At 70.7% G+C, this 25598-nt stretch carries 22 protein-coding genes; 12 read left to right on the top strand and 10 right to left on the bottom strand.

The genetic code is table 11. The annotated features are described in order from the left end of the window. Window positions 1-142: 142 nt before the first annotated feature. On the bottom strand, window positions 143-550 hold the full coding sequence (msrB, locus tag ACZ4IF_RS40875; protein ID WP_359497225.1) for a peptide-methionine (R)-S-oxide reductase MsrB: 408 nt from the start codon (window positions 548-550) through the stop codon (window positions 143-145). Between the two features lie 685 nt (window positions 551-1235). Here msrB and ACZ4IF_RS40870 point away from each other — a divergent pair. Further along, the gene (locus ACZ4IF_RS40870; protein ID WP_467573163.1) at window positions 1236-1733 is read left to right on the top strand and encodes a winged helix-turn-helix transcriptional regulator; all 498 of its coding nucleotides are present in this window, start codon (window positions 1236-1238) and stop codon (window positions 1731-1733) included. A 162-nt stretch (window positions 1734-1895) separates the two neighbouring features. On the opposite strand, the gene ACZ4IF_RS40865 is transcribed toward ACZ4IF_RS40870, so the two are convergent. The 4 genes from ACZ4IF_RS40865 to ACZ4IF_RS40850 form a co-directional block, all read right to left on the bottom strand. Further along, entirely contained in the window at window positions 1896-4391 is a 2496-nt protein-coding gene (locus ACZ4IF_RS40865; RefSeq protein ID WP_467573160.1) for a SpoIIE family protein phosphatase, read from the bottom strand. Between the two features lie 196 nt (window positions 4392-4587). Next, the gene (locus ACZ4IF_RS40860; RefSeq protein ID WP_467573157.1) at window positions 4588-5163 is read right to left on the bottom strand and encodes a TetR/AcrR family transcriptional regulator; all 576 of its coding nucleotides are present in this window, start codon (window positions 5161-5163) and stop codon (window positions 4588-4590) included. Window positions 5164-5240: 77 nt separating this feature from the next. After that, entirely contained in the window at window positions 5241-8060 is a 2820-nt protein-coding gene (locus tag ACZ4IF_RS40855) for a helix-turn-helix transcriptional regulator (RefSeq protein ID WP_467573154.1), read from the bottom strand. Between the two features lie 268 nt (window positions 8061-8328). Then, the gene (locus ACZ4IF_RS40850; protein ID WP_467573152.1) at window positions 8329-8940 is read right to left on the bottom strand and encodes an FMN-dependent NADH-azoreductase; all 612 of its coding nucleotides are present in this window, start codon (window positions 8938-8940) and stop codon (window positions 8329-8331) included. Between the two features lie 360 nt (window positions 8941-9300). Between ACZ4IF_RS40850 and ACZ4IF_RS40845 the strand changes: the two genes are divergently transcribed. Next, window positions 9301-10515, top strand: coding sequence for an ABC transporter permease (locus ACZ4IF_RS40845; RefSeq protein WP_467573149.1), 1215 nt, complete (start codon window positions 9301-9303; stop codon window positions 10513-10515). 13 nt (window positions 10516-10528) lie between these two features. Here the strand turns inward: ACZ4IF_RS40845 and ACZ4IF_RS40840 are convergent, their stop codons facing one another. Beyond that, a complete protein-coding gene (locus ACZ4IF_RS40840) occupies window positions 10529-11194 on the bottom strand; it encodes a nitroreductase (RefSeq protein WP_467573182.1) in 666 nt (221 codons plus the stop codon). 136 nt (window positions 11195-11330) lie between these two features. Between ACZ4IF_RS40840 and ACZ4IF_RS40835 the strand changes: the two genes are divergently transcribed. Next, window positions 11331-11981 carry an FMN-dependent NADH-azoreductase gene (locus tag ACZ4IF_RS40835; protein WP_467573147.1) on the top strand — a complete coding sequence of 217 codons (651 nt, stop codon included), beginning with the start codon at window positions 11331-11333 and terminating at the stop codon, window positions 11979-11981. 74 nt (window positions 11982-12055) lie between these two features. On the opposite strand, the gene ACZ4IF_RS40830 is transcribed toward ACZ4IF_RS40835, so the two are convergent. The 4 genes from ACZ4IF_RS40830 to ACZ4IF_RS40815 form a co-directional block, all read right to left on the bottom strand. After that, complete coding sequence (locus ACZ4IF_RS40830) at window positions 12056-12541, bottom strand: MarR family winged helix-turn-helix transcriptional regulator (RefSeq protein WP_467573145.1); 486 nt, start codon at window positions 12539-12541, stop codon at window positions 12056-12058. 222 nt (window positions 12542-12763) lie between these two features. Beyond that, the gene (locus ACZ4IF_RS40825; protein WP_467573142.1) at window positions 12764-14470 is read right to left on the bottom strand and encodes a PASTA domain-containing protein; all 1707 of its coding nucleotides are present in this window, start codon (window positions 14468-14470) and stop codon (window positions 12764-12766) included. A 299-nt stretch (window positions 14471-14769) separates the two neighbouring features. Beyond that, a complete protein-coding gene (locus ACZ4IF_RS40820) occupies window positions 14770-15120 on the bottom strand; it encodes a hypothetical protein (RefSeq protein WP_467573139.1) in 351 nt (116 codons plus the stop codon). Between the two features lie 83 nt (window positions 15121-15203). Continuing rightward, entirely contained in the window at window positions 15204-15587 is a 384-nt protein-coding gene (locus tag ACZ4IF_RS40815) for a WhiB family transcriptional regulator (protein ID WP_467573137.1), read from the bottom strand. A gap of 230 nt (window positions 15588-15817) precedes the next feature. Between ACZ4IF_RS40815 and ACZ4IF_RS40810 the strand changes: the two genes are divergently transcribed. From ACZ4IF_RS40810 to ACZ4IF_RS40770, 9 genes are all read left to right on the top strand, one after another. After that, the gene (locus tag ACZ4IF_RS40810; protein ID WP_467573135.1) at window positions 15818-16549 is read left to right on the top strand and encodes a hypothetical protein; all 732 of its coding nucleotides are present in this window, start codon (window positions 15818-15820) and stop codon (window positions 16547-16549) included. A 300-nt stretch (window positions 16550-16849) separates the two neighbouring features. After that, a complete protein-coding gene (locus tag ACZ4IF_RS40805; RefSeq protein WP_345653839.1) occupies window positions 16850-17458 on the top strand; it encodes a helix-turn-helix domain-containing protein in 609 nt (202 codons plus the stop codon). Between the two features lie 103 nt (window positions 17459-17561). Then, the gene (locus ACZ4IF_RS40800; RefSeq protein ID WP_467573130.1) at window positions 17562-18863 is read left to right on the top strand and encodes an MFS transporter; all 1302 of its coding nucleotides are present in this window, start codon (window positions 17562-17564) and stop codon (window positions 18861-18863) included. A gap of 11 nt (window positions 18864-18874) precedes the next feature. After that, complete coding sequence (locus tag ACZ4IF_RS40795) at window positions 18875-20230, top strand: FAD-dependent oxidoreductase (protein ID WP_467573127.1); 1356 nt, start codon at window positions 18875-18877, stop codon at window positions 20228-20230. Beyond that, the gene (locus ACZ4IF_RS40790) at window positions 20227-21417 is read left to right on the top strand and encodes a CaiB/BaiF CoA transferase family protein (RefSeq protein ID WP_467573124.1); all 1191 of its coding nucleotides are present in this window, start codon (window positions 20227-20229) and stop codon (window positions 21415-21417) included. The genes ACZ4IF_RS40795 and ACZ4IF_RS40790 overlap by 4 nt, the downstream gene beginning before the upstream one ends. After that, window positions 21414-22199 carry an enoyl-CoA hydratase-related protein gene (locus ACZ4IF_RS40785; RefSeq protein ID WP_467573121.1) on the top strand — a complete coding sequence of 262 codons (786 nt, stop codon included), beginning with the start codon at window positions 21414-21416 and terminating at the stop codon, window positions 22197-22199. Before ACZ4IF_RS40790 ends, ACZ4IF_RS40785 begins: the two co-directional genes overlap by 4 nt. Before the next feature lie 13 nt (window positions 22200-22212). Then, complete coding sequence (locus tag ACZ4IF_RS40780) at window positions 22213-23106, top strand: dihydrodipicolinate synthase family protein (RefSeq protein ID WP_467573118.1); 894 nt, start codon at window positions 22213-22215, stop codon at window positions 23104-23106. After that, window positions 23106-23879, top strand: coding sequence for an SDR family oxidoreductase (locus ACZ4IF_RS40775; protein ID WP_467573115.1), 774 nt, complete (start codon window positions 23106-23108; stop codon window positions 23877-23879). Before ACZ4IF_RS40780 ends, ACZ4IF_RS40775 begins: the two co-directional genes overlap by 1 nt. A gap of 31 nt (window positions 23880-23910) precedes the next feature. Next, window positions 23911-25347, top strand: coding sequence for an aldehyde dehydrogenase family protein (locus ACZ4IF_RS40770; protein ID WP_467573111.1), 1437 nt, complete (start codon window positions 23911-23913; stop codon window positions 25345-25347). The last annotated feature ends 251 nt before the right edge of the window (window positions 25348-25598 follow it).

Below are 25598 nucleotides of genomic sequence, written 5' to 3'. Positions count from 1 at the left end.
GGAACAGCGGGGCGGTACGCGGGCGTTCGGACCGCAGATGGGCCTGGCGCACCCCCGCAATTCCACCTTGGCGCCTTTGCATCGGAGGGCGCGGGCCGACCGGCACCGGTTCGGTGCCGGTCGGCCCGCGCCCTCGATGCTGTCAGCTCTCGTCGGCAGTCAGACGCAGCGAGATGCTGTTGATGCAGTAGCGCTGATCGGTCGGGGTGGGAAAGCCCTCCCCCTCGAAGACGTGCCCGAGGTGCGATCCGCAGCGAGCACAGCGCACTTCGGTCTGCAGGACGCCGTACGACCGGTCTTCGGCCAGTTCGACCGCGTCGCTGTCCTTCGGGTCGAAGAAGGAGGGCCACCCACAGCCGGAGTCGAACTTCTCCGCGGAGGTGAAGAGTTCAGCGCCACAGGCCCGACAGGAGTAGACGCCTCTCGTCTTGGTGTCGGTGTACTCGCCGGTGAAGGGCATCTCCGTGGCGGCACGGCGCAGCACCTTGTACTCGTCGGGAGCCAGCTCGGCACGCCACTGCTCGTCCGACTTTTCGACGTCATACGACATGAAGCTCAACCTCATCACATTCGGTAGCGAGAAACGGAGGGGAAAAGGAATTCACCTCGCGGCAAATGGCTCTGCAGGGATTCCGTCGAATGATCCGCTGCAGGCTCGCGGCTGAGCCGGGGACGGCGCCTTTTCACGCGCGTATGTCCTTGAACCGCCGCGCGACCTGCGGTGTTCCCGCCGTCTCGCTGTCATGGCGTGTGCTGAATCACACCCGCCGATCTCGGTGACCTGCTTTCGGCGCGAAAGGGAGAGTCGGCTCGGCGGAAGAGAAATTCTGCCCGGAGAACCCCATCGGGACGGGACCGCACCGACACGGCACGAAAGGCCGGCAGCGGCTCGGCACTCACCCGCTGGATCGGCGGCACGGCTCCGGCCGCGGGTCAGTCCTGCACTCCTGCAGCGCCCTGTCGGTACCTCGCACCCCAGAAGAAGTCTTCACGGTCGCGATCGCCGAAGGCCGGCCGTGGGGCGCGGGCGCTTCGAGTGCCGCTCGAGGCACCCGCCCACGCAGCGCGGGGTACAAGGCTCACGCACCGAACTCGGCATCGGCGGCACGGCCGGCGAGCTCCGAGCCCGCTGGATCCGCCCGACCGGACAGGCACAGGCCACTGGTGATACCGGCCCCGCCGAACACAGCCCTCATACTTTACAATTGCAAGTAACACGTGTATGGGAGGCACCCGTGAAGCGCCGAGAGCTGGCCCACTCGCCCTGCCCGATCGACCGCTCGCTGTCCGAGGTCGGTGACACCTGGACGCTTCAGATCCTGCGTGACGCCATGCACGGCGTCACGCGGTTCACGGACTTCAACAAGCGCATCGGGCTCGCCTCCAACATCCTCACCGCGCGCCTGCAGAAGCTGGTGACGGTCGGGATCTTCGAGATCCACCCATCGCCACTCGGCAACTCGCACGAGTACGTGCTGACCGACAAGGGGCGCGACCTGCACATCGTGCTCTCAGCACTGCGTCAGTGGGGCGAAAGGCACTTGTTCCAGGACGACGAGGTGATGGCCCGTGTGGTCGACGCCCGCACGGGCCACGCACCCCGCCGCCTGGAGCTCACCGCCGAGGACGGCAGCCCACTGTCTCCCGACGACCTGCTCCTCGTACGGTCCCGCGCGGCCGAGCCGCTGGCCGATGCCGTACCCGTCGAGACTCCGCGTCGGCACACCGTGTGAACCGACCGCCTCGTGGATCGCGTCCGAACGTCATGACCGGTTCCCTCCGCTGTCCGTGAACACGTGACCGCCTGGATCCGGTCGGCGGTGTCCTCGGCGGACGTGGCTGGCCCGACACGCGAACACACCGTGGGGCAGCGACGAGTGGCGGCACCCGACCGGTCAGCTCGGCGTATCGACAGGCGGCACGGACGACCGGACACCGGCCCCGGCGGGAAGGTCCTGTTCGGCCCAGACGACCTTGCCGTCCGGCGCCGGGCGGGAGCCCCATCTGCGGGACAGCTGGGTGACCAGGAAGAGGCCGCGGCCGTTCTCGTCCATGGCGTGTGCGCGACGCGGACGCGGGGAGCAGACGTCGGTGTCGAACACTTCACAGGTCAGCACCTGGTGCCGGATCAGGCGCAGGCCGACGGGGCCGGTCCTGTGCCGGACGGCGTTGGTGACCAGTTCGCTGAGGATCAGCTTCGTGGAATCCTCGAGACCTTCCAGACCCCATTCCTTCAGCCAGCCGGCGGCCAGGGTCCGGGCGGTGCGGGCGGCGGTCTGGTCACTCGGCAGCTCCCAGGAGGCCACCTGGTTCGGGTCGAGTGAGCGCGTCCGGACCAGGAGCAGCGTGACATCGTCGCACGGAGCCTGCCCCGGGAAGCACTGCGTCGCTTCGGTGCAGAGTTCCTCCAGCGAGCGATCCGGTCGCGCGAGGACGGAGCCCAGTCTGTCCATGCCTTCCTCGATGTCGCGGTCACGGGTCTCGATCAGACCGTCGGTGTACAGGGCGAGGAGACTTCCCTCGGGCAGTTCCAGCTCCACGGCCTCGAAGGGGTCCCCCAGCCCGATGCCCAGCGGGGACCCGGCAGGCAGGTCGGGGAAGGTGACGCGCCCCTGCGGGTCGACGATCGCGGGCGGGGGATGTCCGGCCCGCGCCATGGTGCACCGGCGGCTGGCCGGGTCGTAGACCGCGTACAGGCAGGTGGCGCCCACGACTGCGGGGGACCCGTCCGCGGCATCGGCATCTTCCCCGGCCAGGCGCTGGACCGTGTCGTCGAGATGGGCCAGCAGTTCGTCCGGGGGCAGATCCATGTCGGCGAGCGTGTGCACCGCGGTGCGGAGCCTGCCCATGGTCGCGGCGGCGTGGAGACCATGCCCCACCACATCGCCGACGACCAGACCCACCCGGGCTCCGGACAGCGGGATCACATCGAACCAGTCGCCTCCCACACCGCGGTCCATGTCGGCGGGCAGGTAGCGGGAAGCCACTTCGACCGCTGTGCCGCCCCTCAGCTTGTGCGGGAGCAGATGGCGTTGCAGGGCGAGGGCCGCGCAGTGCTCGCGAGCGTACTGGCGGGCGTTGTCCAGCGACTGCGCGGCTCGACTGACGAGTTCCTCGGCCAGGAGCAGATCGACCTCCTGGAACGGCTCCGGGTTCTCGGTGCGGACGAACAGCATCACGCCGAGCAGTGTGCGCCGGACACGGATGGGCACGGCCATCACCGAATGGACGCCGTTCTCATGGATCCGCTGCGCCAGTGTCGGCGCCTGGTCGAGCCACGTGCCCGAAGAGGTGTCCAGGACCGGTTCCAAGCGGGACTTCCCGGTCCGCAGGACCTCGGTGAAGGGTGAGGCCTGCGGCACCAGGACCGGCTCACCGCGCACGGCCGGGGACTCCGGTACGCCCTGGTGGATCGAGGCGAGACCGGCACGCCGGAAGACAGGGGCGTGGTTGCCCATGGGACCGAGAGGGGCCGCGGACCCATGGCCGAACGGGACGGACTGCTCCAGGTCGACGGCGACGTAGTCGGCCAGCAGCGGCACGGCGAGTTCGGCCAGCGCCTGGCTGGTCTGCATCACATCCAGCGTGCTGCCGAGGCGCATGCAGGCCCCGCTGAGAACGGCGAGGCACTCGCGCGCCCGCCGGCTCTCGACGACATCGGTACTGATGACGCACACGCCCAGAGGCTCTCCTTCGGCGCCTTGGATGCACTGGAACGACACCGCGAACGGGTGCTCCCGGTGCGCGCCCGTCGGCAGCCACGTCCGGTACTCGTGGACCTTGGTGGTGCCGCTCTGGAGTACCTGCCGCATCACGGCCTCCAGCGCTTCGGCCTTCGCGCCGGGCAGCACATCGGTGAGCCGCCGTCCGAGCCGTCGGTCGTGGGTGAGACCGTCGTGGCTCGCCATCGCGTCGTTGGCCGCCGTGCATCGCAACTGCGGGTCACGCACGACGATGCCGACCGGCGCGCGGCCGAGCAGCAGCCCTCGCACCGATCCATTGATGGCCTCCGCGGACAGATCGTCGAAGTCGGCCATCGACGCGAGCCAACAGGCTGTCCCGTCGCGCCGCTCCAACTTCGAGATCCGCAGGTTGACGTCGAGCATGCGGCCGTCGCGGTGACGCACCGTCATCGCGCCCGGCCAGCCGTTCTCGGCACGGCACTGCTCGACGAACGCCGATGTCGTCGGCGCTGCCCCGAAGGACGGCACCACGAGGGCGGCAGACTGGCCCACGACGTCCCCGGCGCCGTACCCGACAAGCTGTTCGGCGGCCTGGGTCCATCCGACCACCGTTCCCTGGTCGTCGAGCATCGCGACCGCGGTGTCGGAGGTCTCGGACGCGCTCATCTGCTTACCGAGCGTCACGGCGTCGAGGTTGGTCATGGTCATCGCAGCGATTCCTTGCATGGCTGGGCGAGGGATGAGGGCGGGGGCGGAATGCCATTTGCCCGTTTTGGGTGATTGACCGTTTAAGGCCCTGCTTTGTGACAGCGCCAAAGCCATTACGGAATGAGCTGGGTCACACCGACAGCCGGCCCTCGACGCGCCCCGTGCCTACGCGGAAGCCGGAACGACGCCCGCCCGCTCAGTCCAGGACGCTCAGAGCGTGCGAGACCGCGCTCTCGAGAAAGGCCCGGTCGGCGCGCGCCTTGCCCATGACCCGCAGGCCCTGGACGAAGGTGGTCAGGAACCGGGCCAGTCCCGCGGTGTCCTTGTCAGCGGGCAGGTCCCCGCGCGCCTGTGCCCGCTCCAATGCGCCGGCGATGGTGCCCTCGACCAGACGCAGCGTCGCCGTGGCCCTGTCCGCCGTGGCCGGATCGGCGGGCCGCTCGGTGACCGCATTGACCAGGAAGCAGCCCCGACTCGGGTCGTGGACGTCGGCCTCGACCATGGCGATGAGCGCCGCCCGCAGCGCGGAACGCACGTCCGGGGCCGACTCCAGCTCCGCGATCAGCGCCCCGGCGTAGGCCGAGCAGTAGCGTTCGAGAGCGCGGGCGTACAGCTGCTCCTTGGAGCCGAACGCCGCGTAGAGGCTGCCGCTGCCGATGCCCAGTTCGGCGGTGAGGTCCTGCAGGGAGGTCGCGGCATAGCCGCGGCCCCAGAACAGTTCCATGGCCCGCTCGACCGCCTGGTCGACATCGAACTCCCGGCTCCTTGCCATACCCGGCACCGTAGGAGTTCTGGATCCCATGAGCAAGAACAGGTCACTGTGTCGAGAGGCGCCACGACTTCGGCCGGTCACTCCTGCTGGTGCGATTCCTGAGAAAACGTGTGCGCCGAGGCGATGCGGGTCAATTCCACCCTGGTGTTCACACCGAGTTTGACGAAGACATGACGCAGGTGTGAGTTCACGGTGTGCGGAGACAGATGGAGCCGGTCGGCGACGGCCCGGTTGGTCAGTCCGTCGGTCACCAGCCGGACGACACGCAGTTCGGAGGTGGTCAGGCTCTCCCAGCCCGATGAGGCCACTGCGGAACGCCGTCGGTGAGGCTCGGAACGGAGGCCCACCTGGTCCAGTCGCGCCTGCAGACGCCGCACGTCTCCCGTGGCCATGCAGGCGACCGCCCGGGCCAGGGCCCGCCGGAGGGCTGCGGTCGCTTCCCCCGGCCGGCCCTCTTCGAGGGCGCGGTCGGCCATCGCCTCCTCGGCATCGGCCGCGGCGAGTGGCCGCTGGGTCAGCTCATGTCCCTTCGCGGCCTCCTCCAACGCTTCTGGGTCGGCCTGCAACAGTCCGCGGACATGTGTGACCGAGGCGGCCACGGCGCGATCGAACACATCGCGCGGAGACAGGTGCTCCAGGGTCGCCAGAAGGACATCGGCCCGGGACCGGTCGTTCGCACGCAGTGCCACGGAGGCGAGTTGCGGCCACAGCCCGGGAGGGAGCGTCAACAGGTCCGCCGCGGCGTCCTGTTCGTAGAAGCGGGCGCCTTCGCGCACGGCGGCCGTCGGGTTTCCCTGTGCTGCGAGGAGCAGGCTGCGGGCGCACACCGTCCAGGGGTCGGGCCGGGGCGCCGCGCCCGGCGTGATCCTGTCGGTAGCGGCGAGGCGTCTCGCGGCGAGGGTCAGGTCGCCCTGCCGGAGCGCCACCATGGCGAGCACCGCGTGGGCGGTGCGGTCGGCGGTGTCGAGTTCCAGTTCCTCCGTGACCGTGAGAGCGGCCTCCGCCTCGGCCTCCGCGTCTCCGAGTTCGCCGCGTTCCAGGAGCAGGCAGGCGCGTCGGGTGTGCCATGCGGAAAGAGACCACACGGCGCCGGAAGCCTCCGCCTGCCCCTGCCCTTCGCGCAGCAGCGTCTCCGCGTCCGTCAGCCGCTCGGTCGAGGTCAGCACGGTGGCGAGCCACAGCCCCGGCAGGCGCAACGGCCGCAGTTGCACGCCGGAGGCCGCGTGTCCCGCGCGCTCGACAGCCGCTTCCGCGAGATCGACCGCTCGGGCGATCCGGCCGCGCAGCAGTGCGGTGTGGGACTGGAAGAGCATGGCGCCGGCCACGACGGCCGGATCGTGATCGAGGTATGCGGCGTCCACGAGGTCGCGTCCAATGGCTTCCGCGGTGTCGATCTCCCCCAGGAAGGCATGCGCGGTGCCCTTGGTCTTGAGCAGGATCAGCCGCAGGTCGGCCGGCACATCGGGCCGTGTCAGGGCCTGACCCAGTTGCTCCAGAGCCGCCGTGTACCGTCCCGCCGCCAAGTGGATCTCCGCGACGGTCAGCCGCAGGGAAGCCTCGTCGGCCGGTGTGACCGCGAGCGCGAGGGCCTCGTCCGCGAGGGCCAGGGCTTCACGCGTACGCCGGGCGGCGCGAAGCGTCTGTACGGCCTCGATGAGTGTCCGGGCCCGTCGCGGATCCGAGTTCGGTGTCAACCCGACTTCCCCCAGGGCAAGTTCGGCAGCCGTGTCCGGTGCGGCGCCGACCATGCCCCGAGCGGCGTCGCGCAGGATGCGAGCGGCCGCGACGTCCCCTGGCGCGGCTCCTGCCAGTACGTGCCGCACCACGTCTTCCGGTTGTCGGCCGAGGGCCAGCAGGGTGTCGGCGGCTTCCCGGTGCATGGCTCTGCGCAGGGGCAGGGGCATCGCGTCGTGGACGGCCCGGCGCACGAGGTCGTGGCGGAACGCGAACCTGGGGCCGGCCTCGACGAGCATGCCGCTGCGCAGCAGTTCCTGCGCGGGTCGCAGGAACTGTCCCACGCCTCGGCCGAGCAGCCGGGCCACGTCGAACAGCTCGAAGTCGACGCCGAGCACGGCGGCCCCGTACAGCAGGTCGGTCATGTCCGGCGTCATGTGTTCGAGACGCTGCGCGACGACCTCGGGCAGGCTCGGCACGGCGTCGGCAGCCGATGCGGCGATCGAAGCCCTGCCGTCCGACACGGAGCACAGTCCCTCCGCGACGGCTGCGCGGAGGAGTTCGATGAGGACGAAGGGGTTTCCCCCGGCGGTGGCGAGCAGCCCGGCGAAGCTGTCGTCCACGGGCGTGCGGAGCACGTCACCGGCCAGTTCGGCTGCCGCGCCGTCCGGGAGAGCGCCCAGTGTCAGGACCTCGGTGTCAGGATCGTCCTTCGGCCGCGCGACGGCGAACCGCGACGTGGGCCGGGCGGCGAGGATCCAGGCCACCGGGGAACCTGCCAGCCGCCGTGGCAGTGTGCGCAACGCGGCCAGTGTCGCCGAATCGGCCCAGTGGACGTCGTCCATGAGCACCGCCACCGGGGTGCGCCCGGCTCGTCGTTCGAGCTCTTGTACCAGCGACTCCAGCACATGATGGCGGAGCATCGGGTCGGTCGCATCGCGGGCCGTTCTGTCGCGACCGTCTCGGTCGGCGCCGAGACGGTGCAGTAGGGCGAGCAGCGGCGCCATGACCCGATAGCTGCTCCGCTCGTCGGCCCGGGCCTCCGTCACGTCGAAGCCGGCGGCCGTGGCCAGCGACGCCGCCTCGGCGAGCAGCCGGGTCTTGCCCAGTCCGGAGGCGCCCTCCACGTACAGCACGCGGGTACGTCCGTGAGCGACGTCGTCCAGCAGATCCCGTACGCGGGCGAGCTCGGTGTCCCTCCCCCGCAGTGGCTGGTCGGACAACGGTTTCTCCGTTCCACGACTACTTCGCTCAACATTGCAGCGTGACCGGCGCCGGGGCAACGCACACACATGTCGTGCGCCCGCCGCCACCTGCGGTCCCGGCCCACATGTGCATCACACGATCATGCGATGCACATGTGGGGCACACGGTGCGACCGGTGCGTCTCCGTCACCCGGACCCCGCGCGGCGCGGCGGTCGATGGAGGCGCTCTGCGGGAGCAGCGCTCTCTCGTCCGCCACGCCGGCGGGCCTCCCGTGTCCTGCGGCCTCAGGAGGCCTTGAGCGATGCGGCGATGGCACGATCGGCCTCGATCAGCCCCGCTTCGATCTGCTCGCGACCCGGTCCGTTGACCGAGAGGAACTCCACGTCGGTGATGCCGATGAAACCGAGGACACCACGCAGATAGGGGGCGTGGTGGTCCAGGGCGGCGAACGCGGGATCGGTGAAGTCGCTGCCCGACGCACGGACGACCACCGCCTTCTTGCCGGCGAGCAGGCCGCGCGGACCGTTCTCGTCATAGGCGAAGGTGCGGCCGGCCATGCAGATCTGGTCGATCCAGGCCTTGAAGGCCGCGGGAACGCTGAAGTTGTACATCGGCACCCCGAGCACCAGCACGTCCGCGGCCTCGACCTCGGCGATGAGCGTCCCGGACGCGTCGACGGCGGCCCTGGTCCCCGGCGTGTGCTGCTCGACCGGGCCGAAGACGCCGGTGACCCAGTCCGCGGAGACGAGGTCCGGCACTTCCTCGGTGACGTCCCGATAGGCCACGGTGCCCTCGGGATGCGTACGTCGCCAGGCCGCGACGTACTGAGCGCCGATCTGCCGCGTGAGGGAGTCGGCACCGCGCGAGCTGGAGTCGATGTGGAGCAGGTGAGGCATGGGTCTCTTCCCAACATTCAGGATTGATCATTCCACAATGAGGATGTGGAAATGCGCTGCCTGTGCGAGCACAGGGAGCGAGGGATTGTCTCCGGGCGCACGCCGCGACAGCGGCCGCCCACCCCGGGGAGTCAGGGAGTGGCGCTCGACCGCGCCCTCCGCATCTCAATGTACATGAATAAGTTGAACCCTCAACCATCTATTCCGGTGATCCGGATCGCACCCGGAAAGGCGACGGACTGTCCGGGCGAAATCGCATGAACGAGTGATGCCGGGACCAACGCCGACCTTCGATGCTGTGACGAACTGCCCGGACCGCCGTCCGCCGCCCGGGCCGTCGACGCTTTGCGAAGGAAGTCCGTGCACCACGAGATCATCAGCGACACCACAGCCATGGACGGACACGAGACCGGCGCGCGCCACCGGCACCGTGCGGCGATCCCGACCGATGCCGCACCGAACAAGCCCGGCCTCACCGGCTCGGCGGCCGTTCTCAAACCCGTCATCACGGTGCTCACCGTGGGTCTGGCGTTCGTCAGTGTCTTCCTCGCCGCCTTCCACACGCCCACGGCCCACCGACTGCCCATCGCGGTGGTGGCGTCCGACAAGAACGCGGCACTGTTCGACGTGCGACTGCAGCGGACGGCGCCCGACGCCTTCCAGGTGGAGCGCTATTCCGGCGAGACCGCGGCCAGGTCGGCCGTCGAGCACCGCAAGGCCTATGCGGCCTACGTGCAGACGGGTTCCGCGCCACATCTTCTGTACGCGGGTGCGAACGGAGTCGCGGTCCAGGCGCTGGTGGCGCCTCTGGGCCGCCCCCAGCCCGGTGTCGACGGCCCGAAGGCCCATGTGGAGGACATCGTCCCGCTGGCCCCGGGAGACAGCCGGGGGCTTTCGGTGTTCTACGCCTCCTTCGGCCTGGTTCTCGCGGGCTTTCTCTTCGGCCAGATGACCTACCAGGTGGCGCCGCGTCTTCCGTTCACCCAGCGCATGGGCAGCCTCACGCTCTTCGCGGTGGTCGGCGGGCTGGCCACGGCCCTCGTCGCGGGGGCGGCCTTCGGCGCCATCCCCGGACCCGTCCTGGGGATCGCCGGCATCGTCACACTCATGTCGGGCGCCGTGGCGGCGGGAACCGTCCTGCTGATCCGCCTCTTCGGACCGCTCGGCGTCCCTCTGGGATCGATCTTCATGCTCGTGATGGGCAACGCGACCAGCGGCGGAGTCCTGCCGCCTTCCTTCCTGCCCCGGTGGCTGCAGCCACTGGCCTCGGTGATGCCGCCCGGCGTCGGCGTGCGAGCGCTCAACGGCCTGGCGTACTTCCACAACGACGGCGTCGAGAGCGGGCTGATCATCCTTGCGGCCTGGGTCCTGCTCTGCATGGGCGCCATTCTCGGCCTGGACAGGCTCGCCGCCTCCCCCGCGATCCTCCACGTCGCCCACCGGGGAAGCCCCGCCCACGCCATCGGAACACCACGGGCAACACCTCACCCACCGGCCCTCCCGGCAGCATCGGACGGGGTGCGGGCAGCGACCTTCCTCGCCGAGCGGTCCGCCGGCGGCACGTCGGTCGACTGAGGACGGGCGGTCGTCAGAAGCCGACGAAGGTGACCGTCTCGCCGAGCGGCGCCCGGCCGGTACGGGCCTGATCCACCGAGCGGTCCTCGAACCCGATCGACATCCCGCAGAAGAGCATGAGCTCGTCCGGCGGTGACAGGACCTCCGCGACCGTCCTGTGGAACTTCGCCCACGCCATCTGCGGGCAGCTGTGCAGCCCTTCGGCGCGGAGCAGCAGCATGACGGTCTGCAGATACATGCCGACGTCGGACCACTGGGGCCTTCCCAGGCCGCGGTCGATGTAGCAGAACAGGGCGGCGGGCGCGCCGAAGCACTCCCAGTTCGCCGCGGCGGCCCGCTGGCGCGCCTCCAGGTCCTCGCGCGCAATGCCCAGCGCGCCGTAGCGCTGCTCACCGAAGGCGGATCGGCGCTCACGGTACGGGGACTTCAGCGCGGCCGGGTACTGCTCGTACTCCGGCTCGTCCCAGGGGTCGCCCGCGACCAGACGTTCACCGGCACGCTTTTTGAGCTCGGCCAGCGGCGTGCCGGTGAGTATGTATGCGTGCCACGGCTGGAGGTTCGATCCGGACGGTGCCCAGGCCGCGGCGGACAGCACGTACTCCAGCACCGCCTTCGAGACGGGCCGGTCCGTGAATCCGCGTACGGCCCGTCGGCTCATGACTGCCTCGTAGACGTCCATTAACCCGCGCTCCTCGGTCACCGTGACCACCTTCGTCGACTGTATTGTTTGCAACGGTATCATTCAATACTATCTTCCGCGAGCACGCGTCTCCGTCCTGGCTCACCGCCTGGGGCGACGTTCATTGGAGAAGGTCATGACCACGCTGTTGCACATCGACTCGTCCGTGTTCCCCGGCGAGGCCTCCTCGTCCCGCTCGGTGGCAGCCGTCTTCCGCAAGACCTGGGAGGAGCAGCACCCGGAGGGCACGGTGATCTACCGCGATGTCGCCGCCGACCCCGTACCGCACATCACCGCCGCCGCCTGGTCCGCCGGATATACCACCCCGTCGGAGCACAGCCCGGAGCAGTCCGCCGCGTTCGCCGCGCGCTTGGAACTCATCGAGGAGCTGGAGCAGGCGGATGCCGTCCTGATCGGCGCCCCCATGTACAACTACTCGATCCCGTCGACGCTCAAGGCATGGCTGGACAACGTGCTCCTGGTCGGCCGCACTGCGGGTGAGAACCCCTCCGCCCAGGGCACTCCGGTCGTCGTCGTCGCAAGCCGCGGCGGCTCCTACGCACCGGGCACCCCGCGCGAGGGGTACGAGTTCGTACAGAACTACCTGGAGGCAGTCCTCAACAGCACCCTCGGCCTGGACCTCTCCTTCATCGTCCCTGAACTCACCATGGCCCCCCGCAACCCGGCCATGTCCGAACTGGTCCCCCTGTACGAGGCCTCCCGCAAGCATGCCTTCGAGCACGCGAGCGCCAAAGCCAAGGAACTCGCCGAGCGCCTCGCCGCCTGACGCCCGGACCACAGACGCCGTGTGACATCCCACCCTGGGACGTCACACGGCGTCGTCGCAGCACGCGGCGGCGGTCAGGCCTGACCGCCTCTGGGATAGGCGAAGCGCGTCAGCAGGTCCATCAACTGCTCGGGCTCGCCGGGCCCCAGGTCGGCCACGAGGCGCTCGGCCAACGGCGGCGCCGCCACATGAGCTGCATCGAAGAGCTCGACGCCCTCAGGAGTGATCTCCACTGCCCGCGCCCGCCTGTCCCCCGGAACGGCTCTGCGGACGGCCAGCCCCTTACGCTCCAGGTCGTCCACGACCCGCATGATCCCCGCCTTGTCCGACCCCGTCGCCGCGACCAAGTCGCGCTGCACCGTGGGGCCGCGGTCGACCAGCACGATCAGTACGGCAAAGTGCCTCAACTCGATGCCGAGCGGCCGAAGCGCCTCCGTCATCACCGCCGCCGCGCGCCAGTGCGCCTGTCGCAGCAGCAGTCCGAGAGCGAAAGGCGAGGTGTCCCCCGGGCGGTTGGTCGCGCGCGAGGAGGTGGTCCGGTGAGGAACATCAGCGGTCATGAAGCCACATTACCGCCATCTCTTCATTCGATACGTTCTCACTTGACACCAAATGCTCCATCCACCTCCGCCCTGTCGCCTCACGAACCACGACGCCTCCGATCGGCTGCGCCAGGCATGCCACGCACACCAGCGCCTCGGTCGTCGGACTCTTCACCGACGTGAAGAGCGCACGGCGGCGTGTCGCGTCGGCGGAGCGCCCTGTAGGGCGACGCCTTCGTGTCAGCTGGAGTCGTAACCCCAGCGGGCCCGGCCGTCCTTGCCCATGTAGCACTTCGCGGGGCGTCCGTCGGCCGCGGTCGCGGTGGCGCCCACGGGAGAGCAGTACTGCCCGAACTGGATGCCGGACTGACTGCCGGAACCGCCTGTCCCTCCGCCTGAAGTGCTGGAGGAGCCACCACCGGTCGAGCCGCCGTTCGTCGCGCCACCGCTGCCGGCCGAGCCGCCGCTCGTACCGCCTCCCGTCGTGGCGCCGCCCGCAGTGGAGTCGTGGGACGGCTGGGGGCGGGGCTTCGGCTTGGGTTTCGGTTCGGGCTTCGGTGTCGGCTTGGGGCTCGGCCGGGTGCAGGGGGCGCCGGGGTCGATCAGCCACAGGCCGACCTGGGTCGAGACCAGGACCTCGGTGCCGGGCTCCGGTTGCTGGCGGCACACGTGCCACTCGTCGAGGTCGTGGGAGCCGTTGTCCAGGCGCTTGCCGGTGTACGCGTGCCGCGTCGCCGGGTGAGCGAGGTCGAGCGTCTCCAGGGCGCGGTCGGCGTCGTCGAGGCTCTTGCCGACGAGGTCGGGCACGGCGACTCGGCGCGGGCCCAGGAGGTGTGTCGGGCACACCTCCTGCTGCGGCACCGCGTAGAGCGTGAGCGTGCGCAGGGACGGGCGGACGGTTTCCTGTCGCGACGGCGTCTGGAAGCAGACCTGCCAGCCGGACGCGGTGTTCTCCACCGGCCGGAAGGCGGAGGAGGCATCGGACACCGACACCTTCAGCCAGGCGTGCGCCTGGGCGTCCGCGACGGCTGCGGTGACAGAGTCCCCGCTGAAGTCGGGGACGGCCAGTGAGGTGTCCGACCCGGCACGGGCCGGGTCGTCGTGTCCGTTCGAGACCGAGCTCAGTCCTGCGACGAGCGTGCCGGCCACGACCGTGGCCAGGAGAACGGGGTGTCTGCGCAGCCAAGTGACGGAGCGTGCTTTGCCGTTGGAACGCACGGGAGCGTCGGCGGGCAGGAGTTCCCCCACGGCTTCGAGGAGTTCTCCCTTGGGGTCGATCTTCGATCCGTGCAGTTTGCGCACCGCGCCGTCGACGACGACGTCGACGCGGTCGAGAAGGCCGTGGGCGCGGCGCTGGATCCGCAGCGGCTTCGGCGCCCGGGACGCCTCGGGCGTCAGGAGAGGGCGAAGGAGGATGAGTCCGCGGTCGGTGAGCGCCGCATAGCCCCAGCCGCAGTGGTAGAGCGACCGCACGACTTCGTCCGGTCCGAGTTCCGCCAGCAGCACCTTCTTGTGGTCGTCCGGCAACGAGATGTTCTCGTCGGCGTCGGCCGCGGCGGTGCGGGGATCAGCGGCGAGGGAGTCGGACACCAGTCTCCCGGCGTGCTGGACGAGTTCGCCGGACGCATCGAGCTGCGAGCCCCACACCGTGATGCGCCGCCCCGTCACGGACAGGTCCACACGTCGCTGCGCCCCGTACGCCGTGCGCAGGATCGTCAGGGGCCTGGGAACCCGGGTCGGCACATCCCCGCCGAGCAGGACGAGTGCCTCCTCGGTGAGCGCGGCGTACCCCAGCCCTTGGTGGTAGAGCGCCAGCACCGTCTCGCCTGCTCGCAGGGTGTGCAGCAGGGCCTCCGCCTTGCGGAGGGGAAGCGCGACGGTCTCGCGGGCCGCGACGTCCGCGGTGCGCGGATCGTTGCGCAGGAGCTGCGCGGCAGTTGGGGACATACGCGGAGGATAACGGCCACGATTCCTCGCTCGGGCTCCGGGCCGAGAACCGCTGCAAGGCCGTGACCAGCAACGACGATGCGGGGAACATCGTCCGTCGGCTGCCCGGCCGACGGCGCGGGGACCCGCGCGGCCCGGGCGCACCGACGTCGTACGCCGATTCCCGCTCGCCCAGGCCTGGTTGGCGGCCGAGCGAGGAGCGGCGCGCACTCCGGTCGGCAGTCGTCGGCTGCCGGGCCGCACCGGAGTGCGGCAGGGCGGCCTACGGCGGCGGCGTTGTCGCGCCCTGTCGGCAGGGGTCAGCCGGCGGGCCGGAAGCGGAGCGCCGACCAGGTGTCGTCGATGGACACCTGCCGCACAGGTCGCACGCCCCGCTCGGCGAGCAGGGCGGCCAGGGAGTCACGATTGAGGTCCGTGCCCAGTCGCCCGCCCTTCGGGTAGGCCACCCAGGCCAGCGCGTCACGCCGCGCGGCGGCCAGCGCCGCCCCGGCATCCGCCCCGTCGAGGTCGCCGGCCATGGTCACGAAGGCGAGCACCGCATCGGCCGAGGCCGCGACCTCCGCGTCCTCCCCTTCGACGTCCAGCTGGACATCACCGGGCTTGCCCAGCACGACGACGCTCTGGCCGGACTTGATCTGCAGCTTGCTCATCACGGACACCCGCTGATCCTGTCACTCCGGACGCGACCACGCCCGTCGACCGGGCCCGGCGACCCAACCCGTGTGCCGGGACGTCAACTCGCCCTGGGCCGAGCGGGCACGGCGCCCTGGGTGTGCTCGTGTTCCCACCGAGCCGTCTCCAGAAGGCGCCGCCAGGAGGAGACCATGGGCCGGCGGCGCAGCAGTGCGCGGCGCTCCCGCTCGGTCATGCCTCCCCACACACCGTGCTCGATGCGCTGGTCCAGCGCATAGGCAAGGCATTCGGTGCGTACGGTGCAGCCGTTGCACAGCGCCTTGGCGCGGTGTTGTGCGGCGCCCTCGACGAACAGATCGTCGGGGTCGGCCGTCCTGCACAGTCCCCGTTCACCCCAGTCAGTGCCCCTGCCCGCCATCGTCCGATGCCGTCCTCTCCCCTGTTCGCCCCCGCGAGTCGTCCCCCGACCCCGGGCGGCATGCATATGACACTACGCCGTTCGAGTGCGATCCGAACTCCTGGCGTACGTCACCACACCTTCGGGTGAGCGGGACTTGCCGCCGGTGAGCAGCAGCGCTATGCGGTGCTCCGCCGTCGCGGAGGCGCCTTCGCCGTCAACGACGCGACCGTGTCGAGGCACGGGAGTACGACCTCAGGGACAGGTGAGTACCCGTACTCATGTGCGCGATGAACGGCATCCTGCATGTTGCGTGCATGCGATCCATGTCTCTCCAGAAGCCCGTGCTGTTGACCGCCCTCGGCTGCCTGGTCCTGTCCGGCTGCGGCAGGCTGAGCGCTTCCGCCGACCAGACCCCCGCGGGCAGCGCCGTCTCGGCGACGGCGCGGCGCGACGCCCTGTCGGACAGCAGCGATCCGGAGATCCGGTTCCTCGCGCTGCTGGGCCGCGTCATGGACACCTGCGCCCCCGACTCCTCCGGCGGCACCGACGGCGTACCCGAACCGGAGGATCTGCCGGGTGCGGAGGAGGCGTCCACACCGCGATACGGGCCGGGCGAGACCCCGCCCGGAACTCCGAACGAGGAGGGCGACATACCCGTTCCCGTGGATGATCCCGCTCCCGCGATGCCGAGCCCGGACTCCACCAGTCAGGGTCCGGTCGAGGAGGTGCCCCTGACCGGCATCGACAAGTGCATGGGCAACGAGCACGCGCAGCGCGTCCGCGAGGCGTTCGAGAACGCGGGGACGACCGGCTACCAGGCGATGCGCGAGAAGCTGATGGGCCTGGACTACCCGGCGCCGCGGATCCACCGGATGCCGGACCGTGCGGGGGCGCCCCGGGCAAGGCTGGATCTGCGCTTCATGGGCAACCAGCTGGCGTTGGAGGTCACCCTGACCGACGGCGGGGTGATCGTCGAACCGTTCGGGGCACCGGAGACCGAGGACGTGAACGTGGCCGAGGTGCAGCGGAAAGCCGACGACCGCTAGGGCCTGCCCGACCGCTCCCGGCATCGCCCGGGCCTTGGCCGATTCCTGACGCGATTCCCCAACTCGCCACGTTTTCAACGACATCGGCGCCGCCACGCGCCCGACCCTCACCGCCGCCCCGGCCCGCGCCGGGGCGGCTTCCGCGTCTTCCGGTCACACTCTCCTGACCTGCGAATTCCTCTCCGCGCCGGGGCGGGCTCGGGCGCGGCGTCACGGAGATGAACATCAGGGGCTTGTTTTCATCATCCTGAAGGTCTTCAATATGGCGCAGGACACAGCCCCCAGGGACAGGTGGAGACCGTGCACGACACCGACGCACCGATGCCGGACGGCCGGCCGGATCTCGATGTACTGGTCGCCACGGTCGGCCTGCAGATCAAGGCCCTGCGCAAGCAGGCCGATCTGACCCTGGACGAACTCAGCCGCCGGTCCGGCATCAGCACCGGACTGATCAGCCAGGTCGAACGGGGGAAGGGCAACCCCTCCTTCACCAGCCTGGTGCAGATCGCCCACGGTCTGGACGTCCCGATCGGGCGGCTGTTCCATCTCGCGGACCAGGTCAGCCCCGTCGTCCGTGCCCACGAGCGCCGCAGCCTGGACTTCCACGGCTCGGACCCCGCTGACGGCGACCGCTACGAACTGCTCACCCCATCGCTCAACGGCGCACTCGAGGTCCTCTGGGTGGTCACCCAGCCGGGCCACGACACCAGCGCCAACCCCTTCCGGCACAACGGCGAGGAGTTCGGCATCGTCCTCTCCGGCGTGAAGGACGTCTATCTCGACGGCGTCCGTCACCGGCTCGAAGCGGGCGATTCCATCACGTACTCCTCCAGTACTCCGCACTGGTACGTCAACCCCGGCGACGAGCCCGCCACCTCGATCTGGGTCATCACTCCGCCCAGCTGGTAGGCACAGGCCTCGCGCCGTCCCGTCCCCAACGCCCCGGCCGTCGGCCCGGGCGCCGGTACCGCACGGCCTCGTTCCGTGCGCCTCCCTCATGAGGTGCCCCACCATGGCATCACTCATCGACAGATCCTCTGTCGCCACCGGAAACTCCCTCTCCCACCGCCGCGCCCTGCTCGCCCTCGGCGGCGGCAACGCCATCGAGTGGTACGACTGGATGGTCTACGGGCTGCTGGCCTCCTACATCGGCCCGCTCTACTTCCCCTCCGGCAGCTCCGTCTCCGAGACCATGTCCGCGCTCGCCGTCTTCGCCGTCGGCTTCGCCGCCCGGCCGCTCGGCGCGATCATCTTCGGAACCCTCGCCGACCGGATCGGCCGACGGTCCGTCATGCTCTTCTCCATCGGCTCGATGGTGCTGTCCAGCCTGGTCATCGCCCTCCTGCCCAGCCATGCGAGCATCGGCGTCTGGGCCGGCGTCATCCTGCTGGCCAGCCGCATCCTGCAGGGACTCTCCACCGGCATCGAAGCCCCGCTGAACTCCGCCTACATCGTGGAGCTGGCACCCGAGGGCAAGACCGCCCGGTTCGGCAGCGTCATCAGTATCTACGTCCAGGCCGGCATCGTCGGCGCGTCACTGGTCTGCTTCCTCACCACCTCGGTGATCGCTCCCGACGCCATGGCCTCCTGGGGCTGGCGCATCCCGTTCGCGGTCGGCGCCGTCGGCGGCCTGGTCTTCCTCTGGCTGCGCCGCGCCCTGCCGGAGACCCTGCACGGCCAGGAGGACAAGCCGGCCGAACCGGCCCGGGTGGGCCAGGTCTGGGCCGAGGTCTGGCAGCACCGCCTCGCACTGCTGGCGATCGTCTTCGTAGTGGCCGGCGCCCAGGCGCTCAACTACACCTGGGCCACCGGACTGCCCAACCTGGCACGCTCCGCCTACCTGGAGGACCCGGACACCGTCTTCCTGGTCTCCACCGTCGCCGGCATCTGCGTGGCCGCGCTCTACCCCCTGGTCGGCCGGCTCGCCGACCGCAACCGGATCTCCCGCACCTTCATCGCCTCCCGGCTCGCCGTGGTGCCGCTGATCTTCATCGTGCTCGCCTACCAACGCCCCGGCATGGCCGTGTTCACCGTGGTGATGCTGGTCGGCGCCCCGGTACTGGCCTTCACCATGGGCCTGTACAACACCGTCGCCGCCACCTTGATGCCGACCAGCTGCCGGGTCACCGGCGTCGGCCTCGGCTACGCGATCGGTGTGGCCGGCTTCGGCGGCACCGCCCCCTATCTCCTGCTGTGGTTCCAGGACATCGGCGCCGCCTGGGCGTTCCCCGTCTACGGCGCGGTCCTGTGCCTGCTCAGCGTCCTGCTCTACGTGCTCGTCCTCCGTCGCGGCGCCGTCCGCGTCGGGAGCTGAAAGGAACTCAGATGCCCCAGACCGTCTCTCTCGACGCCGTCGAGGCACCCGTGGTCCGGCAATCCGACGTCGTCGTGGTCGGCGGCGGACCGGCCGGCGTCAGCGCGGCCGTGGCCGCCGCCCGCGCCGGGGCCGACGTGACCCTGCTGGAGCGCTACTCGGCCCTCGGCGGCCTGGCCTCCGGCGGCATGGTCCTTGTTCTCGACGACATGATCAACGGGAACGAGATCACCGTCACCGGCGTCGTCGACGAGTACGTCGAGCGCATGGCCAAGCTCGGTCTCGCCGTCTACCCGCCCGCCGAGGACCGCCGCTCCTCCCCCGAGATGTGGGCCAAGTGGGGCCGGTGGGGCGCCTTCGACTTCCACTCCCACACCAACCCCAAGCCGGTCTGCTACGCCGTCGCCTTCGACCCCGACGGCTGGAAGCGGGTCTCCAACGACCTGGTCCGCGAGAGCGGGGTCAACCTGCGGCTGCACAGCTGGTTCTCCCGGCCGGTGGTCCAGGACGGCGCCGTGAAGGGCGTGGTCTGCGAGACCAAGTCCGGGCCGCAGGCGGTGATGGGGGACGTGGTGATCGACACCACCGGGGACATCGACGTGGCCTCCCGGGCCGGCGCCTCCTACGCCCAGGACAACTACCTGGTCACGCTGGTCTTCCGGCTCGGCGGGGTGGACACCGCGACCGCCGAGCGCTTCGAGCAGGAGAACCCGCGCGAGGCCCGCGCCATCAACCGCAAGATCAAGCGGATGCTGGGCGGCGCATGGGAACTGTGGTGGCTCAAGACGCCCGTCCCCGGCGTGGTCTGGTGCAACTGCCCGCACATGACCGGCTTCGACGGCACCGACCCGGTCTCCCTCACCGAGGCCGAGTTCGAGGCCCGGACCCGGATCGGCGCCGTCCTGGACCACATCAAGACCGACCTGCCCGGCTTCGAGAACGCCTATCTGCTCGACGTCGCCGAACAGATGGGCGTGCGACAGACCCGGCTGCTCCAGGGCGAGTACGTGGTCACCAAGGAGGACGTCACCTCCCGCCGTCACTTCGCCGACAGCGTCTCCCGCGGCCGCGACTACTACACCCCGTACCGGGCCCTGCTGCCGCGCGACGTCGACCAGTTGCTGGTCGCCGGCCGGCACTACTCCGCGACACCCGAGGCACAGCGGATCTCCCGGGAGATCCCGCCGTGCATGGCCATGGGCCAGGCCGCCGGCATCGCCGCCGCCACCGCGGTGGAACAGGGAGTCATGGTCCGGGACGTCGACCCGGCCCTCATCCAGCGCCGGATGCGCGAGCAGGGCGCCGACCCCGGTGACGTCCCCGCGGAGAACGCGACCATCGACCAGATCGAGGAGGCCGTGGCATGACCACCACCGCACAGCCGCTGACCGGCATCACCGTCATCGACTTCACACAGGTCTTCATGGGCCCGTCCTGCACCCAACTGCTGGGCGACTACGGGGCCGACGTGATCAAGGTGGAGCGGCCGGGCACCGGCGACATATCCAGGACCTCGATCCCGGACCCGGCCGGCCTGGACAACCCCATCTTCCTGTCGATCAACCGCAACAAGCGCAGCATCGCCATCGACACCCGCACCGAGGAGGGCCGCCAGGCCGTCCAGGAGCTGGTCCGCACCGCCGACGTCGTGGTGAGCAACTTCCGCGCCGGCGTGATGGAACGGCTCGGCCTCGGCCACGAGGCGCTGCGCGCCGTCAACCCCGGGATCATCTGGGCCTCCGGCACCGGCTTCGGCACCGAGGGCCCGTACGCCCACAAGGGCGGGCAGGACGCCATCGCCCAGGCGTACAGCGGGGTGATGTGGCGCCGGGTCTCCGACGACGACCCGGTCACCCTCTACCCGACCACACTCTGCGACTACACCACCGGCATGCACCTGCTCCAGGGCATCCTGCTGGCCCTGCTGCACCGCGACCGCACCGGCGAGGGACAGAAGGTGGAGGTGTCGATGTACGACTCGATGCTCCACATGCAGATGCAGGAGGCCTGCCAGCAGCTCAACCGCGGATCCGAGATCAACTGGGCCGCGATGCCGCTCACCGGGGTGTTCCGCACCACCGACGGCGCGCTGATCATGGTCGGCGGCTTCAAGGCGAACCCGCTGCACCACATCAGCCGCGCCCTCGAACTCGACCAGGACCTGGGCGAGCGCCCCGAGTTCGCCTCCCTCGACCTGCAGTTCACGCACCGTCCCGAACTCCAGCGGCTCTTCGCCGAGGCGGTGGCCGGCAACACCACCGAGTACTGGGTGAAACGGCTCGAGGAGGAGGACATCCTCTGCGCCCCGGTGCGCAGCCTGGAGCAGACCCTCGACGACGAGCAGACCGCGGTCAACAAGATGATCGTCGAGATGGACCACCCGGTCGCCGGCCGGATCCGGGCCCTCAACGCGCCGCTCCACCTGTCCGCCGCCCCCGCCGAGGTCCGCCGGGTGCCGCCGCGGCTCGGCGAGCACGGCGCCGAGGTGCTCGGCGAACTCGGCTACAGCGCCGAGCAGATCGAACTCCTCCGCGAGAAGGGGGTCCTGCGATGACCGACGAGGTCCGCTACGTGCGGGACGGGCACATCGCCCGGGTCACCATCGACCGGCCCGCCGTGCTCAACGCGGTGGACGTGAAGACCAATGTCCGGCTCAACGAGATCTGGGCCGAGATCGAGGGCGACCCCGACGTGCGGGCGGTGGTCGTCACCGGCTCCGGAGAGCGGTCGTTCTGCGTGGGCGCCGACATGTCCGCCGACGCGGTCGACAAGACGGGTCTGGAGTACTGGGCCGGTCTCGACCCGAACGGATTCGGCGGACTCAGCCTGCGCACCACCCTGGACGTGCCGGTCATCGCCCGGGTCAACGGCTACGCCCTCGGTGGCGGCATGGAGATGGTGCTCGGCTGCGACATCGTCGTCGCCGCCGACCACGCACGCTTCGGTCTCACCGAGCCCCGGGTCGGCCGGATCCCGCTGGACGGCGGGGTCTTCCAGCTGGTCCGCAGGCTGCCGCACACCCAGGCCATGGGTCTGCTGCTCACCGGCCGCCGCGCCTCCGCCGCCGAACTGCAGGGAATGGGCCTGGTCAACGAGGTGGTTCCGGCCGAGCAGTTGGACGAGGCCGTCGACCGCTGGGTCGCCGACGTCCTCGCCTGCGCCCCCACCTCACTGCGCGCCATCAAGCAGATGGTGCAGCGTGGCGCGGCGCTGTCGCCGCAGGACGCGCACAAGCTCCGTACCCCGGCGCTGATGGCGGCACTCGACAGTGACGACGCCGAGGAGGGCGTACTCGCCTTCCAGCAGAAGCGACCGCCGGTCTGGCCCGGACGGTGAAGGGAGCCCAATGATGCCCGAAAAGCTCGCACCCGGAGTGTGGGGCGTCGTCGCCACGCCCTTCCTCGGATCCGCCCTGGAGGTGGACGAGACCGGTCTGGCCCGGCTGGTCGAGCACTACGAACGGATCGGCACCACCGGTCTGACCGTCCTCGGGGTCTTCGGCGAGGCCGCCCGGCTCTCCACCGAGGAGCGGCGGACGGTGCTGGAGACGGTGGTCGACAGCGTCGGCCTGCCGCTGGTCGTCGGAGTCACCGGCCTCGCCACCGCACCCGTGCTGGAGGAGGCACGACTGGTCCGCGAGGTGGTCGGGGACCGCCTCGCCGGACTGATGGTGCAGGTCAACTCGCCCGATCCTCAGGTGGTCGCCACCCACCTCAACGCCGTGCACGAGGTCACCGGCGCCGGGATCGTGGTCCAGGACTACCCGGAGACCAGCCGGGTCGCGATCCGCACCGCCGACCTGGTCCGCGCCGTCCGCGCGGTCCCGGCCACGGTCGCGGTGAAGGCCGAGGCGCCGCCCACCCCGGCGGCCGTCGCCCGGCTCACCGCCGAACTGGACGTCCCGGTCTTCGGTGGCCTCGGTGGGCTGGGCCTGCTCGACGAACTGGCGGCGGGTGCCGCCGGGGCGATGACCGGATTCTCGTGCCCCGAGGGCCTGATCGCCTGCGTCGAGGCCTGGCGCGTCGGCGGCTACGAGGCGGCCCGCGAGGCCTATCTCCCGTACCTTCCGCTGGTCAACTTCGAGGCGCAGGCCGGGATCGGCCTGGCACTCCGCAAGGAGGCGATCCGGCGGCGCGGCCTGATCATGGAGTCGGGAGTGCGGCCACCGGCCCCGCAACTGCCCGAGGCCCTCGTCCCGCAGCTGGAACGCCACCTTGCCGCGCTGCCCAAGGAGGTGCGCTGATGGACCTCGGTATCCATGGCCGTGTCGCCGTGGTCGCGGCCTCCACCGGCGGCCTGGGACGGGCGGTCGCCGAAGCCCTGGCCGCCGAGGGCGCCTCGGTCGTGGTGGCCGGCCGGCGCGGCGACCTCGCGAAGGAGATCGCCGCCGGGCTGCCCGACGCGGTCGACGTCCAGGTCGACCTCACCGACCCGGACGGACCGCGCCTGCTGGTCGAGGCCGCCCGGGAGGCGTACGGCGATCCCGACATCCTGGTCCTCAACGGCCCCGGCCCGCGGCCCGGTACCGCGGCCGGTCTGGACACCGGAGACCTTGCGACAGCCGTGGACTCGCTGCTGCTGGCCCAACAGCGGTTGGTGGGGCTGACGTTGCCCGCGATGCGCCGGCGCGGCTGGGGCCGCATCCTGGCCGTCGGCTCCAGCGGGATCGCCGAGCCGCTGCCGGGGCTCGTCCTGTCGAACGCCGGACGGGCCGCCCTCGCCGCCTACTTGAAGACCCTCGCCGCCGAGGTGGCGGCCGACGGAGTCACCGTCAACCTCCTGCTGCCGGGCCGTATCGCCACCGACCGGGTGGCGGCACTCGACGCCGCGCGGGCCGAACGCGAACAGCGCCCCGTCGCCGAGGTCGAGGCCGCCTCGCGGGCCGCGATCCCCGCCGGACGCTACGGCACCCCCGCCGAGTTCGGCGCGGCCGCCGCCTTCCTGTGCGGCACCCCCGCCTCGTACGTCACCGGGACCGCGCTGCGCTGCGACGGCGGCCTGGTCCGGAGCCTGTGAACTCCCCGACTTCCTCAAGGAATCCGCACTCATGAGTACTGTGCACGTCCCCAATCTGATCGGCGGCGAGGAGGTCGCGGGTGACGGCCTGGAGCGCCACAACCCGGCGCATCCCGCCGAGTTGGTCGCCGTGGCCCCCGCCTCAGGAGCCGAGGCCGTCGACGCCGCCGTGGCGGCGGCCGCCGCGGCCCAGCCGGGATGGGCGGCGCTGCCCGCCCCGGCCCGCGGCGCGATCCTGATGGACGCGGCCGAGATCCTGCGCGACCGCCACGAGGAGGCCGCCCGCGACCTGGTACGGGAGGAGGGCAAGACGCTGCCCGAGGCGCGCGGCGAGGTCCGGCGGGCCATCGACGTGCTGCGCTTCTTCGGCTCCGAAGGCTGGCGGCTCGGCGGGCAGGTGCTGCCCAGCTCGTTGTCCGACACTCTGGTCCACACCCGCCGGGAACCGGTCGGGGTGGTGGGGCTGATCACCCCGTGGAACTTCCCGATCGCCATCCCCGCATGGAAGCTGGCGCCCGCGTTGATCGGCGGCAACGCTGTGGTGCTCAAACCCGCGGAGCTCACCCCGCTGTCCACCCGCCATCTCACCGAGTCCCTGGTCCGGGCCGGGCTGCCCGCCGGGGTGCTCAACGTGGTGCACGGCACCGGCGCGGTGGCCGGCGAGGCGCTGGTGCGCGACCCCCGGGTGGCGGCGGTCTCCTTCACCGGCTCCACCGCGGTCGGCATGCGCATCGAGCGCACGGTGCAGGAACGCCGCGGCCGGGTGCAGGTCGAGATGGGCGGCAAGAACGCCCTGGTGGTACTGGACGACGCCGATGTGGAGCAGGCCGCGCGGATCGCCGCGGCCGGCGGCTTCGGCCTCACCGGCCAGGCCTGCACCGCCTCTTCCCGGGTGATCTGCACACCGGGTGTGTACGACGACTTCGTGGCCGCGCTCGCCAAGGAGGCGGCCCGCTGCCGCCCCGGTGACGGATTGGCCGACGGCACCGTGATGGGGCCGGTGGTGAGCGAGCGGCAGCTCGGCACGATCACCGCCGCCGTCGAGCGGGCCAGGGCCGAGGGCGCGGCCGTCGCCGCGGGCGGCGAGGCCCCCGACGGGCTGATGCTCGCCCCGACCGTCCTCACCGGACTGAGCCGGGACAGCGCGGCGGCCCGCGAGGAGATCTTCGGTCCGGTCGTCGCGGTGTTGCCCGCGGAGGATCTGGACGACGCGATCGACCTCGTCAACGACTCCCGCTACGGCCTCGCCGCGGGCATCTGCACCCGTAGTCTGTCCGCGGCGCAGCGCTTCGCGGCTGCCGTCCGCGTGGGCGTCGTCAAGGTCAACCGCCCGACCACCGGCCTGGATCTCAACGTCCCGTTCGGCGGTGTCGGCGACTCCTCCAGCAACACCTTCCGCGAGCAGGGCGCCGTCGCGGTGGACTTCTACACCTGGTCCAAGTCGGTGTATCTCGGCTGGGAAGGCTAGCTCGGGACCGCACGCGCGCAGGTGGCGGCCGGCACTCGCCGGCCGCCACGGACTCGTCGTGGTACCCCCGGACGACCGATTCGCGGATGCCGCAGCCCCGGCGGCGGCGTCACAGCCGGTGACCAGGAGGCCGCAAGGTGACCGCGTTGCGGAGAGAGCAGACGTGTCGCGCGGCAGTCGGGGTGCGGAGAGAGCGGATATGCCACGCGGGAACCGCGTCGCGTGGGGCAGGCGACCGTACCGTGCGGGAA

The organism is Streptomyces sp. NPDC025784, from assembly GCF_055558435.1.
Note: the sequence above shows the minus strand (reverse complement) of the source record. Positions and strands in the feature narration are given on the sequence as shown.

What these genes read in the sequence shown, in the direction of transcription:
- msrB (WP_359497225.1), bottom strand. Translation starts at nt 550, where the DNA reads ATGTCGTATGACGTCGAAAAGTCGGACGAGCAGTGGCGTGCCGAGCTG.
- ACZ4IF_RS40865 (WP_467573160.1), bottom strand. Translation starts at nt 4,391, where the DNA reads ATGACCATGACCAACCTCGACGCCGTGACGCTCGGTAAGCAGATGAGC.
- ACZ4IF_RS40860 (WP_467573157.1), bottom strand. Translation starts at nt 5,163, where the DNA reads ATGGCAAGGAGCCGGGAGTTCGATGTCGACCAGGCGGTCGAGCGGGCC.
- ACZ4IF_RS40850 (WP_467573152.1), bottom strand. Translation starts at nt 8,940, where the DNA reads ATGCCTCACCTGCTCCACATCGACTCCAGCTCGCGCGGTGCCGACTCC.
- ACZ4IF_RS40840 (WP_467573182.1), bottom strand. Translation starts at nt 11,194, where the DNA reads ATGGACGTCTACGAGGCAGTCATGAGCCGACGGGCCGTACGCGGATTC.
- ACZ4IF_RS40835 (WP_467573147.1), top strand. Translation starts at nt 11,331, where the DNA reads ATGACCACGCTGTTGCACATCGACTCGTCCGTGTTCCCCGGCGAGGCC.
- ACZ4IF_RS40830 (WP_467573145.1), bottom strand. Translation starts at nt 12,541, where the DNA reads ATGACCGCTGATGTTCCTCACCGGACCACCTCCTCGCGCGCGACCAAC.
- ACZ4IF_RS40825 (WP_467573142.1), bottom strand. Translation starts at nt 14,470, where the DNA reads ATGTCCCCAACTGCCGCGCAGCTCCTGCGCAACGATCCGCGCACCGCG.
- ACZ4IF_RS40820 (WP_467573139.1), bottom strand. Translation starts at nt 15,120, where the DNA reads ATGAGCAAGCTGCAGATCAAGTCCGGCCAGAGCGTCGTCGTGCTGGGC.
- ACZ4IF_RS40815 (WP_467573137.1), bottom strand. Translation starts at nt 15,587, where the DNA reads ATGCATGCCGCCCGGGGTCGGGGGACGACTCGCGGGGGCGAACAGGGG.
- ACZ4IF_RS40810 (WP_467573135.1), top strand. Translation starts at nt 15,818, where the DNA reads ATGCGATCCATGTCTCTCCAGAAGCCCGTGCTGTTGACCGCCCTCGGC.
- ACZ4IF_RS40800 (WP_467573130.1), top strand. Translation starts at nt 17,562, where the DNA reads ATGGCATCACTCATCGACAGATCCTCTGTCGCCACCGGAAACTCCCTC.
- ACZ4IF_RS40795 (WP_467573127.1), top strand. Translation starts at nt 18,875, where the DNA reads ATGCCCCAGACCGTCTCTCTCGACGCCGTCGAGGCACCCGTGGTCCGG.
- ACZ4IF_RS40790 (WP_467573124.1), top strand. Translation starts at nt 20,227, where the DNA reads ATGACCACCACCGCACAGCCGCTGACCGGCATCACCGTCATCGACTTC.
- ACZ4IF_RS40785 (WP_467573121.1), top strand. Translation starts at nt 21,414, where the DNA reads ATGACCGACGAGGTCCGCTACGTGCGGGACGGGCACATCGCCCGGGTC.
- ACZ4IF_RS40780 (WP_467573118.1), top strand. Translation starts at nt 22,213, where the DNA reads ATGCCCGAAAAGCTCGCACCCGGAGTGTGGGGCGTCGTCGCCACGCCC.
- ACZ4IF_RS40775 (WP_467573115.1), top strand. Translation starts at nt 23,106, where the DNA reads ATGGACCTCGGTATCCATGGCCGTGTCGCCGTGGTCGCGGCCTCCACC.
- ACZ4IF_RS40770 (WP_467573111.1), top strand. Translation starts at nt 23,911, where the DNA reads ATGAGTACTGTGCACGTCCCCAATCTGATCGGCGGCGAGGAGGTCGCG.